The following is a 15,431-nucleotide window of genomic DNA, read 5'->3' as shown; positions in this document are numbered from 1 at the left end:
AAACCTCAACTCCTATCTTCTATCTATTACTTAACCAACAGTAATGAACCGAAAGAAAAAATAAGCCAGACAATAGTAATCCATACAGCCACTTGCTTCTTAGAACGATTCATCATCACAGAAGCGCCGATGATATACAAGACCAAAGTCCAAATGCTAAAAGGATTGATAATAGATAGAGCCTTAAAGAGCATGCTCCCTTTATCCTGAACGAGCGCCCCTAAACTGATCGATATATCATTTAGAGTCTGAGCGTTCGTGGCCTTAAGTAAAATCCCTGTCAACAAACCGCCAATCGAGCCAGGCAGAGCTGCAAAAGCGGAAACTGTCACAAGCTGCATATACTTGGCTTCACCGCGAACGATTAAATTTAGCAGCATGAACAGAAGACCACCAATGAATATCGAGATTGCCGAAGTGATAACAACCGTGATATAACTAATTACTTTACTGCTAGCAGCCAAAGTGTCATAAGTATCCGGAGAAATCTGTGGATTACTCTTAAAGCTGTCGAGCGTTATCTGTTGTAAAATCGGCATTTGCAGGTAAATGATCAGACACGAAAACACCATTAGCACAATCATGCAAGTTAACCAAGCCAGCTTACTGCTTTTAACTCTTTGGAAAGTAACCTCCGGAGATACAAAAATCGTGAGCAAATTTTTCAAACTAGTTCCCTCCTCATTTTATGGTTCATCATTTTCATCGCTATGTATGTATCATTCAGTTGCATTCTACCTATATGTACGATGATATCATGAATAGGATTCATGAAGCAGTAGCCTTTCCCATATTCCCGTCTCAGGTCGGGGGTCCTCTCCGTCTAGAGGCGGAGGAAAATAACCATCCGCATGCCCGTGTTGTCATACCCTGAAAAACACTACACTAATAACCGTTGAGAAGAAAATACATAACAAGCGGCAACCGTATCAGCAAAATATGAGGGAGTGGAAGGAGAAAAAACAATGAGTTGGTTAACCAAATGGGTATTCGGCAATAAGGCGGCCGCGGGGCTGCTGATCGTATTGGCGCTTGTCGTCGGAGTGATGAGCTACACCTCTCTGCCGATGGAATTCATGCCGGAGGCGGATAATCCGCAAGTCACCGTAACGACACTTGGGCCTGGACAGAACGCGCAGGCCATGGAGGAGAATGTCACCAAGCCGATTGAATCGGCGGTATCTATGGTCAAGGGAAAGACAGAGATGATGTCTTCCTCGGGAGATGGATATGCGCAGGTGAACATTCATTTTGATTCCAAGACGAATATGAAGGATGCTGCACAGGAAGTGCAAAAAGCGGTAGATTCCCTGCAGTTCCCACAGGGAGTAATGCGGCCCTATGTGCTTCAGCTGAATACATCGATGATTCCGGTCTCTCAGATTACGCTAGCCTTCGAGGATGGGATTACCGAGGAGACGCTGGAGACAGCTGAAACCGTCATTATCCCTAAGCTGCAAAAGATTGACGGCGTCGCGAATGTGTCACTCTATGGGAAGACCACCCCACAGGTTCAAATCAAGCTCGATCCGCAGAAAATGGGTTCAAATGGCATATCCGTTGCCCAAATGACGGGGCTGCTCCAGGGTCGCAGCGTGGCGGCTTCCATCGGGGAGCAGACGATCGGCGGACAGACCGGAAGCATTGGCGTCGTCTCTTCGATCGATAGCATCGATACATTGAAGACTCTGCCCGTTGCAGATGGAGTAAAGCTGCAGGATATTGCAACGATAGAGATCAAAGCCGATCAGGAGAGCGTCAGTCGCTCCAACGGTGAGGATGTGCTGTTCGTCATTATCATGAAAGAAGCTAACGCTAACGCGGTAGAGGTTGGCAAGAAGGTAGAGGATGCGTTGTCAGATATCAACAAGAATGTCAAAGGATCCAAGGCCGAGGTCGTAATCAGCACCTCTGGCATGGTTGTCGATTCCGTCAACAGCATGATGCGGGAGGTCCTGCTCGGGGCGCTGTTCGCCACAGTGATCATCCTGATCTTCCTGCGTAATTTCCGCGCCACGCTGGTAACCGTCGTATCGATCCCGCTGTCGCTGGCTGTTACGCTATATCTGCTAGACCTCTCGGGCGTTACCCTGAACATCATCACTTTGGGCGGCGTAGCTGTGGCGGTTGGCCGACTGGTGGATGACAGTATCGTGGTTATTGAGAACATCTACCGCAGACTGCAAAAAGAATCCTTCTCTATCGAGATGATCATCAGTGCCACGAAAGAGGTTGCTGGGGCCATTACCGCTTCAACGATAGCGACCGTAGCGGTGTTCCTGCCGATGGGCCTGCTGCGGGGTAGCCTGCAGGCGTTCCTGCTGCCTTTTGCCCTGACGGTAACTTACTCACTGCTCACCTCGCTTATCGTAGCCTTGACCGTCGTGCCGCTGCTCACCTCGCGTCTGCTGCGGAATACGGCGATGAAGGAGCATGAACCCTCGAAGTGGTTCCGCCGCTTCCTGGATTGGAACCTGAACCGCAAGTGGGTGTCCCTGCTGCTCGGCATGATCATTCTGGTCGGAAGCATCGCCGCCTACATCAACATGCCTAAGGCAGCACTCGATGCTTCCGACGCCAGTTTCATTGCGGTTCAACTTAAATATCCGAATGACACTCCAGTGCCTGAAGTACTAAGCGAGGGCAAGAAGCTCGAACAGACGCTGATGGAGCTACCTGGAGCGAAGACAGTCATCATGCAATCTGGGAATAGCGCTGATGCCGCCCGATGGGGCAGCGTAAACTCAACGACCCTGGTGAACTTCACGATTGTCATGAAGAAGGAGGCGGATAATAACGCTTTTGTGGACAAGGTTCGAGGATTTCAAGACCAATATCCTGAAGCGATACTGTCGGCGAACCCGAAGAGCCTTATGGGGGGAGGATCAACTAGCGAATACATCGATATTACCGGGGACGATCTGTCGGAAATCACGGCAGTAGCGAACCAGGTGCAGGATAAAGTAGAGACCATCGAAGGTATCCGTAAAGTCTCCAGCAATATGGAGGATACGAAGCCCGTCTTCTCATTCAAAGTTGATCCGGCCAAGGCCAATGCTCAGGAATTTACGATGCAACTGGCCGCCGTGCTGAATCCGATTCCACTCGGACAGATGGAGCTGAACGGCTCACCAGCAAATGTCGTGCTGTCTCCGCTCAGCGAACCGGAATCCCAACAGGATCTGGAGAACATCACCCTGATGACCGCCACAGGACCACAGCCGTTGTCCCAGCTAGCGAAGCTTGAAGTCCGCGACGAGCCAGCTACCCTGTACCGCAAGGAAGGCAAACCGTATGTACGTATCACAACCGAGGTTGACCCGAAGAAGGTCTCCGAGATTGGAGCTTCTATTAAGAAGGAAACCGATGGTATCACACTTCCTTCGGGTGTGAATCTCTATGCTGGCGGTGCTTCTGTCGACCAGGCTGGTGATTTCAAGGATCTGGGCATGACTGCGATCATTTCGATTGGCCTTGTCTACCTGATCATGGTCATCACCTTCAAGACGCTGCGTGCTCCACTGGCGATCATGTTCTCCCTGCCGCTCGCAGCCATAGGCGCCGTCGCTGGCCTACTGATCTCTGGCATAACACCAGACTTCACTGCCCTATTCGGCGCACTGATGCTCATCGGCATCGTCGTCACGAACGCCATCGTGCTAATCGACCGCGTCAAGCAGAACGAGACGCATCTGACCATCCGCGAGGCGCTGCTCGAAGCGTCAGGCACACGGATGCGGCCGATCCTGATGACCGCCATCGCAACCATCTGCGCCATGCTGCCGCTCCTGTTCGGCCACTCCGAGCAAGGCAGCATCGTCTCCCAGAGCCTGGCCATCGTAGTCGTCGGTGGCCTCACCGCCGCCACGGCGCTTACGTTGATCATCGTCCCGGTGATCTACGAGCTGTTCTACTTCCGTCGCTCTGCTAAGGAGCGGAAGCTGGGAGTGAAGAAGGCAGCGTAAGCAACTGGCGTTAGATTGCATACGAAAAGGAGCGATCCCCATATTAAGGGGGCAATCGCTCCTTTTTTGGTATTTTCCATATGTATCAAAGATTGAATACTGCGGTAAGCTCAATCGTAAAATGCAATGCACTGGTGTCTTCTGCTTTGATATTTGTTAATGTAATAGTCCGTGTACTGCTTCTTAGTCTTTCTGGATGTAAAATAGTTATCGTACTTATATCCACTAACACGCCGATCTTGCGTGTTTTTTTATGCTTCGAATGATAATGTTCGTGAATCAATGCCGTCCGAACAGACAGATTCATGTAAGATCATTTGTTTCCCCCGAGACGGTATGAATTTTTTTGAAATTTTACGAGAAATAATTGAACCGAAACCCGGTTCTTTACGCCTTATATAGAGAAAGGAGAGGGACACATCATGGAAGTGGAGAACGAACAGCGGCTAATGGATGAGATAAGGCAGGGGAATAAAGACGCTTTCCGGACGCTGGTAAATCCGCTGATCCCGAAGGCATATCGGACCGCATATATGATGCTGCAATCCAAGCCGTTGGCGGAGGAAGCGGTACAGAACGCACTCATTGAATTGTATTCGACGATCGTGAGCGGTAAAGAAATTAACAAACTTTATGGTTGGTTCAGCCGGTTGCTAGCTCACCGGACAGTTGATATCGCGAGGAAAGAGCAGGGATATAAAATTACCGTAGATATCGATGGCATGGAGATTCAAGATGCGGCCTCTACACCACTTGAAAGTTTGCTCCGGAAGGAACAGTCGGAGCGGCTGTTCGAGTCGATCATTACACTGGAGCTGAATCAGCGGATCGTTGTCGGGTTGTATTACTTTCAGGAACTAAAGATCGAGGAGATCGCCGCTCTTCTGGACATTAAAGAAGGCACGGTCAAGTCCCGGCTATATCATGCCAGACGAAAACTCAGCGCTACGCTTCAACAGGCGCAAGGACAAGCAAAGGAGCTGACGATATGAGTAGAGAACGTGATACGGATTTGAAAGCAGGTTTAGAGAAAGCGTTGGAAACGATTTCGGTACCCGAATCGTTGTTTCAATTCGCGGAGGAGCTGCCCGGCAAATTCGATCGGGGCGAGCTAACGCTGGATGGCAACGCGAAGATCGAATCGCAATCGATTGTATCTATACGGTCCAAGCGGCGGAAGATTCCTGTCGTCTTCAAAGGCACGGCTGTGGCGGTGATCTTAGTGGTAACGTTCTTCGCAGGTGTTACCATATCGCCTGCTTTTGCTTCGCTCGTCAGAGGTGTGCCTGGCATTGATATCGCTATCGATTGGCTAGAGCATATCCGGGAGCAAGACGGTGTCCAAACGGCGATGAACCACGACTATATACCAATCGACCCGGTGACAATGAAGATAGACGGCACGATTATTACGATTAGCGACATCTATTTGACGGAAGAGGAGCTGCTGTTCAAAAGCTTCATTCAGACTGACGCATTCGATATAACCGATGGGAGCAGTCCGGTATCGATCTGGATTTCTCCAATCAAAACCTTAGCTGGCCAAGGATCGACGACCTCTTCGTCTGTCATTACGACCGCCGATAGCAGCGGGAAACCGGTGCTGCAGGAAACGTATAAGTATCAGTTATCTGATGGCGTGGTTAAGCAGTTTTTGGAGCAGGGCACCGAACTTGAGCTAGAGGTTACCAAAAGAACTGTTACCGATGAGCAACGTAATTTAGATATCCAGCAAATGGGGACTATTAAAGTGTCGATTCAGCCTGACAAGCTGCTGCACAATAAAGTGCTAGAACCGAAGCAGGCGCTGCCTGTTGGTGATTTTGATCTGAAGGAACTGAGCTTGGAAAAGTTGACGATTCAACCGACGACGATGAATCTGATTTTGAAAGGACCTGAGGGATGGTACTACGAATTTCCGAGAGACGATGAGACTGCCCCGTATTTGAAGGATGATCAAGGCCGTGAGTATCGGTACGATCCTTCAGGATCAGGTCTATTGTATTATGAGGGAGGAAAGCTGCAATTGCCGTTCTCATCGTCCGTTTATTTTGAACCGAATGTCCGTTCATTGACGCTTCATATTGGAAGTCTTCAGGTAGGCGAATTCAAGCCAAGCGAGAAGTTGGAGTTGTCTTTAAACGCCGAATTCCCGCGTACGATACATTTTAAGAATAAGGAAATCGTTATTGAAGGAGCGGACTACGTTCCCGAAGGGTATCTGCATTTGAAGATCAAAAAAGACAGTCCCAAACAGAAGAGGCTGGAAGGCGTATCCTTTGGTATCGTAGAAGAGGAGATGCTTAGGGAGAAATTGGATAAAGAAGAAACCGAAGCTTACGATGCTTACAGGAAAAAACAAAGGGAGGACATGAAGTCATTCCATGTGAATGGCTTCGGCATTGCCGAGGATTACCTCGAGTCGGATCATCTGAACGTCTATATTCCAGCGCCCAAGCTAGACCAGTATACGCTCACACTGTCCCGAACCGGAGATTCAATTTCGGTGAACCGTGATTATACGGTTTCGTTGTTGCCTTGAACAGCAAGGCCTAAATCAGAAACACGCCTTCAATGGCGTGTTTCTTTGCTATCACATACTAAATTTCAGTCGGGTGACAAGAACTTAATTCCATTCACGATGGATCAAACATTTTGTTAAGCTAACGGGAAGAATCCCTATTCAGGTTACCATATTTCAAATTAAAGGCTGTCGATTGTTGAATGTCGACAGCCTGATCCACACCATAAGAGCGGGGTTCTGATATTTAGATGTCCATGCTTCCTACTGCGGGTTAGTCGTCCAAATACCTGCCGTTTTAATAAACACACGGGAAGGCAATTTCAAGGTAGCCAGTGCTAGTTCTGCAACATCCTCTGGTTGCATCATCCGATCTTCGTCCCCGATTTTCAGTCCGGCATTAACCGCTAGATCCGTAGCAACCGTACTAGGGGTGAGAGCAACTACCCGAATGTTCGATTTGCGAACTTCCTGCAATAGAGACTCCGTTAAGCCGAGAAGGCCGAACTTGGACGCACAATAAGCGGAGCCTGTAGCAAAACCACGCTCACCAGCAGTGGAAGCCACGTTGATGATATCTCCCCTATTTTGTTCCAGCATGAATGGAAGTACAGCACGCGTTACATAGTAAGTCCCCATCAAGTTCACTTGAATAATTCGTTCCCATGTACTTGGCTCCATGTCCATCAATGTGCCAAACTGCGCGATTCCCGCATTGTTGATTAGAATATCTACGGAACCAAGCTGCTCCTGGAGCTTCAGTACGGCCGCTTCGGCTTCTTGCTGATTGGAAATATCCGCTGTCGCAATGAATACTTTAACGGAATGCTCCGTCTGCAAAGCATTTTGCAATGATTCGAGATCAGAGGCTGTCCGTGCAATCAAGCCGAGATTTACGCCTTCCTTCGCCAAAGCGATTGCGATTGATCTTCCGATCCCTTTTCCTGCTCCAGTAATGATGGCCGTTTTATTGGTAAGCTGCATCTCTAATTCCCTCCATATTTGCTTCTAATAAATAAGTTTACCTATTTATTTTCTATTATATAATGATAACCAAAACTTCATATATACAAAAAAAGAACGAAGTGAGACAATGGAGAGCGGAAATTTCATCTTTGTTCGTTCGGGGGAAAATATAGCATTATGGTCTTCAACATCACGGCAGCAATTATCATTTTTATCATTACGCTCACTTTGGTCATCTGGCAGCCTAAGGGCCTCAACATCGGCTGGTCTGCCTGTGGCGGTGCAGTGCTGGCTCTAATAGCCGGCGTTGTCGGATTTGGCGACGTATGGGAAGTCGTCCAGATTACCTGGAATGCCACCTTGACCTTCATCGCAATTATTGTGATCTCGCTCATTCTAGACGAGATCGGCTTGTTCGAATGGGCTGCTCTACATATGGCCAGGGCCGCAAAAAACAACGGCATTCGGATGTTCGTCTACGTAAGTATATTAGGGGCGCTCGTCTCAGCCTTCTTTGCCAATGATGGCGCCGCCCTAATCCTGACGCCCATCGTACTGGCGATGGTCCGGCATCTTAAGTTCGAGGAGAAGATGGTCTTCCCCTTCATCATAGCGAGCGGATTCATTGCGGATACGACCTCACTCCCCTTGATTGTCAGCAATCTGGTGAACATCGTCTCTGCTGATTATTTTCAAATCGGATTTGTGCAGTATGCCGCCAGAATGATCATTCCTAACCTGTTCTCTCTCACGGCAACGATCGTCGTGCTGCTGATATATTTTCGCAAGAGCATCCCACGAGAGTATGATGCATCCAAGCTGAAGCAACCGGCCGAGGCCATCAAGGACCTGCGGATGTTCCGCCTCTCCTGGTACGTCATTGCGATTCTGTTAATCGGCTATCTGGTTAGCCAATTCATTCATATCCCGGTGTCCTTAATTGCTGACGCTGTCGCGCTATTCTTCTGGGGAATGGCTCGAAGGAGCCAGGCGGTCGATACGAAAGCCGTCATTCGAGGCGCACCTTGGAGCATCGTCGTCTTCTCCATTGGTATGTATGTCGTCGTCTATGGTCTCGGAAACGCTGGACTGACCGAAGTGCTAGCCACAGTGATTCAGGCTGCCGCAGATCAGGGGCTGTTCGTCTCCACCATGGCTATGGGGTACATCTCAGCATTTCTATCTTCTATTATGAATAACCTGCCCGCCGTCATGACCGGCGTCTTGGGCATTGCAGAGACAAGCACCTCCGATGTGCTTCGCGAATCCCTGGTCTACGCTAACGTCATTGGCGCCGATCTCGGCCCCAAGATCACCCCCATCGGCTCTCTGGCAACCCTGGTCTGGCTGCACGTCCTGTCCAAAAAGGGCGTTCATATTTCGTGGGGCACCTATTTCAAGACAGGGATCGTACTAACGATTCCGATTCTGTTCGTGACGTTGTTGGGGCTGTATTTGACGTTGGTGGTATTTTAGGGAGGGTTCTCTCATGCTAAAGTAAATCTCTAATCTCCTTCAAATTTCGAACCGTATAGTCCGGAGCTGCTTCAAGCGTCCAGGATGCTTGCTGCCGATTTATCCAGCAGGCCTGGATGCCGGCTCTTTGGGCTCCGACGACATCGGATACGGTATCTCCAATATGTAAAATTCTCACGGGTTCTATAAACCTCCATCATGCTGAGATCACTGCAACATTAGAAACGTTGGATTTCACTGGCGCTTCATAGCAGCACCCCTGCTCTCATGAGGGACAGGGGCACGTATGATTTTTGCAAAATCCTTAATCGATCCGGAACTGTAACCCATCAAAAATGATCATTCTAGTATCCTCGCCATTTATAACAGGCCAACCTATCACCTTGTCTGAACGTATTAGGTATCTGGTTACTTTATCCTTCCTCAATAGGAGGAGGTTGTCGTAATTATGTTCATATAACTGCAGGCTTGCTAGTTCACCATTCTCATCGACCAGCTCAAAGACATGGCTGCCAATTGAAAGCTTTAATTCCGCTAGCATCATCGGGGATAAAATACTGAATTCAATATAGTTGTTCATGGCACCATCGTTGATATCCCATAAATAGGTATCAGTGATCCTCATATCATACAATTTATTGCAGTTTCCTGTATTCAATTCATTTAACAGGCTCTTATAAGCCTCTGACCAATAAATTTCTCCTACATATAAATCCTCAAACGGTTTCTGCTGCTGCAGATTATTAGGATCTTGTATATAACGCTTAAATGATTCTATATCACTATTATTGATCAGAAAAGGTCTTGTACTGTGAAGTTCATTATTCACCGTATATTCAATCCGATTCACAGCGATCCAATCGATCTGATATAGTGATTTCTCCGCATACGAACGAAACTGACTCCATAAATCCTCAATTGTCATTATTGTTCTTTTATGCTGATAATCCCGTGTGTCAAAAGGGCTAAAATAGTCGATACTTGGATCCATTTTCCTGAAGAATGTAAACTGCCAGACCCCCTCGAACTTTACCGGAAAGTCTTTGGAGAATCTCTGGCATATATATTGCTTGCTGTCCAAATAAATAGTGAGAACCTTATTTAGGGCTATCCATTCATATTTCTGTCCTAAGCTGTCAATCTGGTGATGATCAGCACTTAAGTCAAATTGTCCGAATTTAATAAAATTGTAGCCCATCTGAAAGATTTCCTTGATCACCATTCGAACGAAATTGCCCCTGCATTCTGGCAAGATCTGATCAATGATTTCTACTGATTGAAAATGGATGCTATCCCCGTATTGATTAGGAACGTTAGTATAACAGGCTTGAAGATCATCAATGATGTTGGTTTGATATGTAAAATACATCTCTAAATCTAGAACACGGCTCTGGTAAGAATCATACGGATCCAACCTACTAATTTCTGCATCAGAGGGTTCTCTTCTAAGATCGTCAATTACATCCTGCTTGACTTCATGGTATACATACCGGTTCTGAAACGGCGGTTTGATGTCATCGGCATGAATATTCCTGCAAAGCCCCTTAGACAGTGCAAATTCCAGGATCCCAGTCAAATAGTTGCGAATCATGGCATGAGGAATAATTTCCTTCCCGTCAAAAAACTCCTCATAGATAAATAAGGCCAAGCCTTCTACTTGATCCATGCAGCGAGTATTCATCACACATCCATAGGCAGCACAAAATAGCGCTTCTAATATATAGGCATCTTGAACCCTTTCAAACTTCTTGATAATACCTGTCAAAATATCGATCCGGTTCGTAAAGAGCTTCACCATGGCTTTCATAGAAACATCTCTTACGCGATCACATGTACTTGCCATAAACCAGGCAATATTCATCCCTAATAACTGTATGGATTCATCATCCAGCTGAGATGGGTCCGCATGCTCTTTCCATGCCCACTTCATGATCGTCTTGAAGCTGTCATTCTGATCAAAGCGTTTACTGACATAAACCGTCCAGAAAGCGTTAAATTCGTCAAGCTTAAGTTCAATTAATTGTTCGTACAGAAAATTCGCATTATAGTAATGATCTTTTACAATCGTATATTTTAGTACTATATCCCAGAATTCATACATTTGATATGGCTCAGAATAGCTCTTATATAGAGATTCATTTAATATATACGAATGCGATATTCCATTGATTCCTCTCGGTCTTCTCCAAGTAAGGCTATTATAGTAGGCCTCTTTAAAGTCAATCTCCTCGTACTTCAGTATGCGTTTCGGCCAATGATACATTTCGAATTCCTCTATAAACTCTGGTGATACCGCATCTGGTATTTGTACGGCTAGTGCTTGAAATATTCCTTGATTCGAGCGCCGATCGGAGAGCAAATGAAAATAGCGGTTTTGATCCGAGAAGAAATCTTCTAGGTCCCGTGCTTTAGTATAGGTGTGAACCTTATTCGCTTCTATAATCTTCTTGGCGGTGATGTACTCTTCAAATAATTCATAAGCGATATAGACAATATTCTTTTCTTCCCCGTTTTGGGTTATGGGGTTCACTGTAATGATCTTCTCATTAATTAACTCGTCAAAGAAATTGATGCCTAGTCCATGGTGCATCATGGACTGATTTACTTCCCTGGAAGCCACTTCGTATAAAAGGTAGGATTCGCTGCCCTTGTGCTTAAGCTTGGTATCAATAAAATAGTACAAAGCTTCAACGACCAAATTTCCGAACTTCGGGTAGTTCTCGATCCTTAATTTCAAGTCTTGATTGATCTTTTTGAAATAGTTATTAAAAATACCTTCAATGCTCTCCGTACCGGATCTATTAACCTGATCGTATGCCATGCAGTACATTTTCAAGAATAGAGGATTTTTGAATTCATAATTTAGATAGTCATTTAAAACCAGCGGCACTTGATAGTAATTAAAGAACTCCTGAATGGCTTGATCCAGATCATCGAACCCTTCAAATTTATATTTGTTCACGTTATTTCTTTTATAGAATCCCTCAGGTATGATGTCATCCTCATAGGTATCTCGCACACTCATCACTAAGGCTATGTTGTTAAGCTTTCTTAGCCTCTCGACGAAGCCGCCCAGCGAATTCAGCCAATAATGTTTACCTTTTCCCTCGTTGAGAGCATCAATGAAAATGACGACGCGCTCCCCCTTAGCCACCCCGTAATCATTAAACACTTCAAATACAGCTTCCATCTCTTCATCACTTGCAATGACTAATTGCTTTCTGATTTGTGACAGAATGGTATCCTCTGAATGAAATAACTGACCTAACAGAAAAATGCTCATCTTATTGGCGTTTATTCTCTTCCGTACCTGATCTGCCATGAAGTGAGACTTACCGGCGCCTGCCTCTCCAGATATCACTACGTAAGGATTCAACGCTATTCGAAGAAGACTGTTATCATTGTCCACGTACTTGGAGTAGAAGTCGTTGACCTCGTATCTTAATGGCCCGCTGCCGATATTATGCGGATTCTTATCAAGATAACTTTTCAAGTCCTTAACGCATTGTTCCAATCGCGGCAGGCATACTTTCAGATCATTAAGCGATTCCATGTCCCGCTTTATTTCTTTTATTTTCTCCAGACTTGTAGTGATCACTTGGTCTACTTGGTCTATATTTCGGAAGAAGCCGCCTGCTAATATGCTGTCGCACCTCTCTATCATATGGCTCCTGAATTTATCATTCAGCTCGATCGCATCGATCATTAACGATGTCTGTACTTCCACATTTAACTCTTCAGAGTAACGCTCCCCCATATTCTTTATGTTTTCTCTAGCTTTACCTTCAAACCATTCCGGAGTATACCTCTTTTTTTGGTCTTCCAGTTTGTCATGAAGCAGTTCATACATTTGATCCTGTTTAGCTGCTATCTTATCTTGTTTGGACTCCATCCTATCCTGCTTATCGGATAACGACTTGAACCCCTCATGATTTGCCGTCTTCATCTCCTCTATTTGATGCAGTATTTCCAGAAACTCCGGGCTCCAATGCGTTTTTTTATAATGTTCTAAACGGTCAAGTATTAATTCGAAGAAAGGGTATATATGGTCTTGATACCTTGGAAAGGACTCCATATACGCTGTCGTATTAAGCCTGCTCTTATCCATCTGTCCAGGCCTTATGCCTTCAAGAATCCAACGGAATACTTCATCGCGATTGACAGAATCCTCAAGCAAATCACAAAACAAATCATCGGGCAGCTTCACAGCATCTTTCGCATCGATCACCGCGGCCTTAAATATATTTACAGTTTTATTGTGATAGTTATCTGTAACCCACTTTTCCTTCAGATCGCGGACAAATTTTGACTGCATTATTTTATCCTTCACAAGGTCTGCAGCCGACTTGCCCAGACCACTAATAATTTCCTCAATAATGACACTCTTCATAACCTATGGCTTCCTCCGTTTACTTTTAGAGGTTGTTCAAAAAGTCCGCTTTTGATCACGAAGTGAATCAGGTAAGCTATTCGGCATCGAATCTTGAATTCAGCCGGGCCCTCCGGTGCTCACGTACAAACTACGTACTCTCCGCTCCTCAGTCCCTAGCTTCATCCAACCTTCTCGGTGCTGAAAACCAGACTTTTTGAACACTCACTTTTAGCGAAGTGTAGTTCATCATCATGCCAACGTACTATGCATCTGAAGTTCTAGTCTTTGGGGATAATTTTCGACAAATAATTAGGGAAATCCTTCCTATTTCTATGGCAAACCGACATGTAAGGATAAAGATTACCTTGTGGAAAAACAGAAAAAATGCCCGAAAGGTGTCAAAGCACCCGGGCATTTTAATCATTGGATCAATCTATTCTACGATTTGTCCCTCTGCTCCACCCCGTCCCCGAAGTGTACCTCAATAAGCATGGCCGCTCCTAGCCTAAAGCCGTACCTAAAAGCCGCTGACATCTCCAGCCCCTGAATTTTATACTGCAAATTCATAAGGTCCTCCAACTCGGCAAACTCCTCAGCGGACAACTTCTTATTCCACGCTTCCATAACTTCAGAAATCTCTCTTCTGCACTGGCGATATTCCGGATCTTTAGGGACCACCTGCTCCTCGGGGTTCAGATGGCCGTGGTATAGGGATTCGAGTAAGGGTGGCATGGGGTAGGCCTCCTTTCTAAATGTAGCAAAGTATAGATCAAGAACTACTACTTCCCTTGCTAATAATCTCAAATAAATATGTTACGTATATGCGTACCACCCATACAAACATTGTACGTTACGCTTATGCGTATAGTCAAGCTGGGAATAAATTGATTAGAGGTGATTGAAATGGGAAAGAAAGTTGTCGTGAAAATCGGGGAGCTAACCAAGAAATATAAAATATCCTTGAGGGAGTTATCCAGACTTTCCGATGTCCGGCATGCTGCACTAAGTGAACTCGCCAACGGTAAGCGTGAGAGCATCAACTTCAGTCATATTGAAAGAATCGCGGAGGCTCTGGATATTAGTGATATCCGGGAGATTATTGAGTTGGTGGAGGGGAATGAATAAGTTATTTAATATTCTTTGTCATAAACATCAAGAAACACTGACATTATTGGATCCTTCGCTCGGATTGCAATATTAAGAGGCTTAATTATCATCTTTATTCAAAAATAATCAAGGAGGCATTATGAAACAAATACTAACTTTCGTTATTATAATTATAGCTTGCATACTCTCCATTTTTATTACTTTTTATAATTACACACCTAAAAAAATAAGTAAAACTTCTATAAAAATATCTTTAAAGAGAAATCTTATTATCTCTGTGAGATATTTCTGGAGCAACAGGTCTGGAATAGCAAAGATTGCTTTTATCGTATTCTTAATGTTGCCTCTTATAGGTACATTTCTATTAGTACAAAATCACCTTATTTGGTGGCTTTCAATTATTACCTCCGTATTTTTCACAACTTTTATTATGTACTCAGCTATTATTTATTATAATTTTTGGGAAAAGTTAATAGATTATTATTTTTCTTTTACCCAGACAAAATCCAGAGATATTCCTCTTTTAAGTCTCATGCTTCCATTACTTCCTATTGGATATCAACTTACAGGAATTATTCATATTACCACTCCCTACTCATTTATTTTATTAATCTGTATGTATATAAATCACATTACAATATTCAAATATATGTTCTATACAATTAACGTCCCTGGCTTTATACCAAAAAGTATAAATGGAAACTACAAAGTTGCACTGATGTGGTTAATAAATTTATTAGTTACTTTATATGCTGAAATTATATTAATTAATGAACTTATTCCTAACTCATACATAGATAGCTCTGCAGTTCAATTACTACTTATTGCACTTAATTTATTTATTGCAAATGACACGGGAAGGGCCTCTTCAATTTGGGGTGAATTTCAAAATCTGTTAATAGCTATTTCAGGTGTATACTTCTTAGTGGTTTTTCTCGCTTCGCTATTGACTACTAATAACAATAAAAAAAGTGTTCGAAGGGTAAGTATTAGAAGGCCTAATACGAAATAAAAAAGAGTTGCT

At 44.8% G+C, this 15,431-nt stretch carries 11 protein-coding genes; 6 read left to right on the top strand and 5 right to left on the bottom strand.

Going from position 1 to position 15,431, the window contains the following annotated elements; all coding sequences use genetic code 11:
- Positions 1-26: 26 nt before the first annotated feature.
- A complete protein-coding gene (locus BFJ94_RS20850) occupies positions 27-668 on the bottom strand; it encodes a YIP1 family protein (protein WP_120464357.1) in 642 nt (213 codons plus the stop codon).
- 297 nt (positions 669-965) lie between these two features.
- On the opposite strand from BFJ94_RS20850, the gene BFJ94_RS20845 reads away from it, so the two are divergent.
- The 3 genes from BFJ94_RS20845 to BFJ94_RS20835 all read left to right on the top strand — a co-directional run bounded on the left by BFJ94_RS20845 (position 966) and on the right by BFJ94_RS20835 (position 6,507).
- A complete protein-coding gene (locus BFJ94_RS20845) occupies positions 966-3,965 on the top strand; it encodes an efflux RND transporter permease subunit (RefSeq protein ID WP_120464356.1) in 3,000 nt (999 codons plus the stop codon).
- Between the two features lie 422 nt (positions 3,966-4,387).
- Positions 4,388-4,957 carry an RNA polymerase sigma factor gene (locus BFJ94_RS20840; protein ID WP_120464355.1) on the top strand — a complete coding sequence of 190 codons (570 nt, stop codon included), beginning with the start codon at positions 4,388-4,390 and terminating at the stop codon, positions 4,955-4,957.
- Complete coding sequence (locus BFJ94_RS20835; protein ID WP_120464354.1) at positions 4,954-6,507, top strand: DUF4179 domain-containing protein; 1,554 nt, start codon at positions 4,954-4,956, stop codon at positions 6,505-6,507. The genes BFJ94_RS20840 and BFJ94_RS20835 overlap by 4 nt, the downstream gene beginning before the upstream one ends.
- A gap of 243 nt (positions 6,508-6,750) precedes the next feature.
- Here the strand turns inward: BFJ94_RS20835 and BFJ94_RS20830 are convergent, their stop codons facing one another.
- Positions 6,751-7,470 carry a 3-ketoacyl-ACP reductase gene (locus BFJ94_RS20830; RefSeq protein WP_120464353.1) on the bottom strand — a complete coding sequence of 240 codons (720 nt, stop codon included), beginning with the start codon at positions 7,468-7,470 and terminating at the stop codon, positions 6,751-6,753.
- 159 nt (positions 7,471-7,629) lie between these two features.
- Between BFJ94_RS20830 and BFJ94_RS20825 the strand changes: the two genes are divergently transcribed.
- The gene (locus tag BFJ94_RS20825; protein ID WP_120464352.1) at positions 7,630-8,928 is read left to right on the top strand and encodes an arsenic transporter; all 1,299 of its coding nucleotides are present in this window, start codon (positions 7,630-7,632) and stop codon (positions 8,926-8,928) included.
- A 16-nt stretch (positions 8,929-8,944) separates the two neighbouring features.
- Here the strand turns inward: BFJ94_RS20825 and BFJ94_RS20820 are convergent, their stop codons facing one another.
- The 3 genes from BFJ94_RS20820 to BFJ94_RS20810 all read right to left on the bottom strand — a co-directional run bounded on the left by BFJ94_RS20820 (position 8,945) and on the right by BFJ94_RS20810 (position 14,032).
- A complete protein-coding gene (locus tag BFJ94_RS20820) occupies positions 8,945-9,106 on the bottom strand; it encodes an HAD family hydrolase (protein ID WP_162944357.1) in 162 nt (53 codons plus the stop codon).
- A 126-nt stretch (positions 9,107-9,232) separates the two neighbouring features.
- Entirely contained in the window at positions 9,233-13,318 is a 4,086-nt protein-coding gene (locus BFJ94_RS20815; protein WP_120464350.1) for an NACHT domain-containing protein, read from the bottom strand.
- A gap of 420 nt (positions 13,319-13,738) precedes the next feature.
- Entirely contained in the window at positions 13,739-14,032 is a 294-nt protein-coding gene (locus tag BFJ94_RS20810; protein ID WP_120464349.1) for a DUF6809 family protein, read from the bottom strand.
- A gap of 171 nt (positions 14,033-14,203) precedes the next feature.
- Between BFJ94_RS20810 and BFJ94_RS20805 the strand changes: the two genes are divergently transcribed.
- Complete coding sequence (locus BFJ94_RS20805) at positions 14,204-14,425, top strand: helix-turn-helix domain-containing protein (RefSeq protein ID WP_120464348.1); 222 nt, start codon at positions 14,204-14,206, stop codon at positions 14,423-14,425.
- Positions 14,426-14,546: 121 nt separating this feature from the next.
- A complete protein-coding gene (locus BFJ94_RS20800) occupies positions 14,547-15,419 on the top strand; it encodes a hypothetical protein (protein WP_120464347.1) in 873 nt (290 codons plus the stop codon).
- The last annotated feature ends 12 nt before the right edge of the window (positions 15,420-15,431 follow it).

Origin of the sequence: Paenibacillus aceti (assembly GCF_003614185.1) — a bacterium.
Lineage (GTDB): Bacteria > Bacillota > Bacilli > Paenibacillales > Paenibacillaceae > Fontibacillus > Fontibacillus aceti.
Note: the sequence above shows the minus strand (reverse complement) of the source record. Positions and strands in the feature narration are given on the sequence as shown.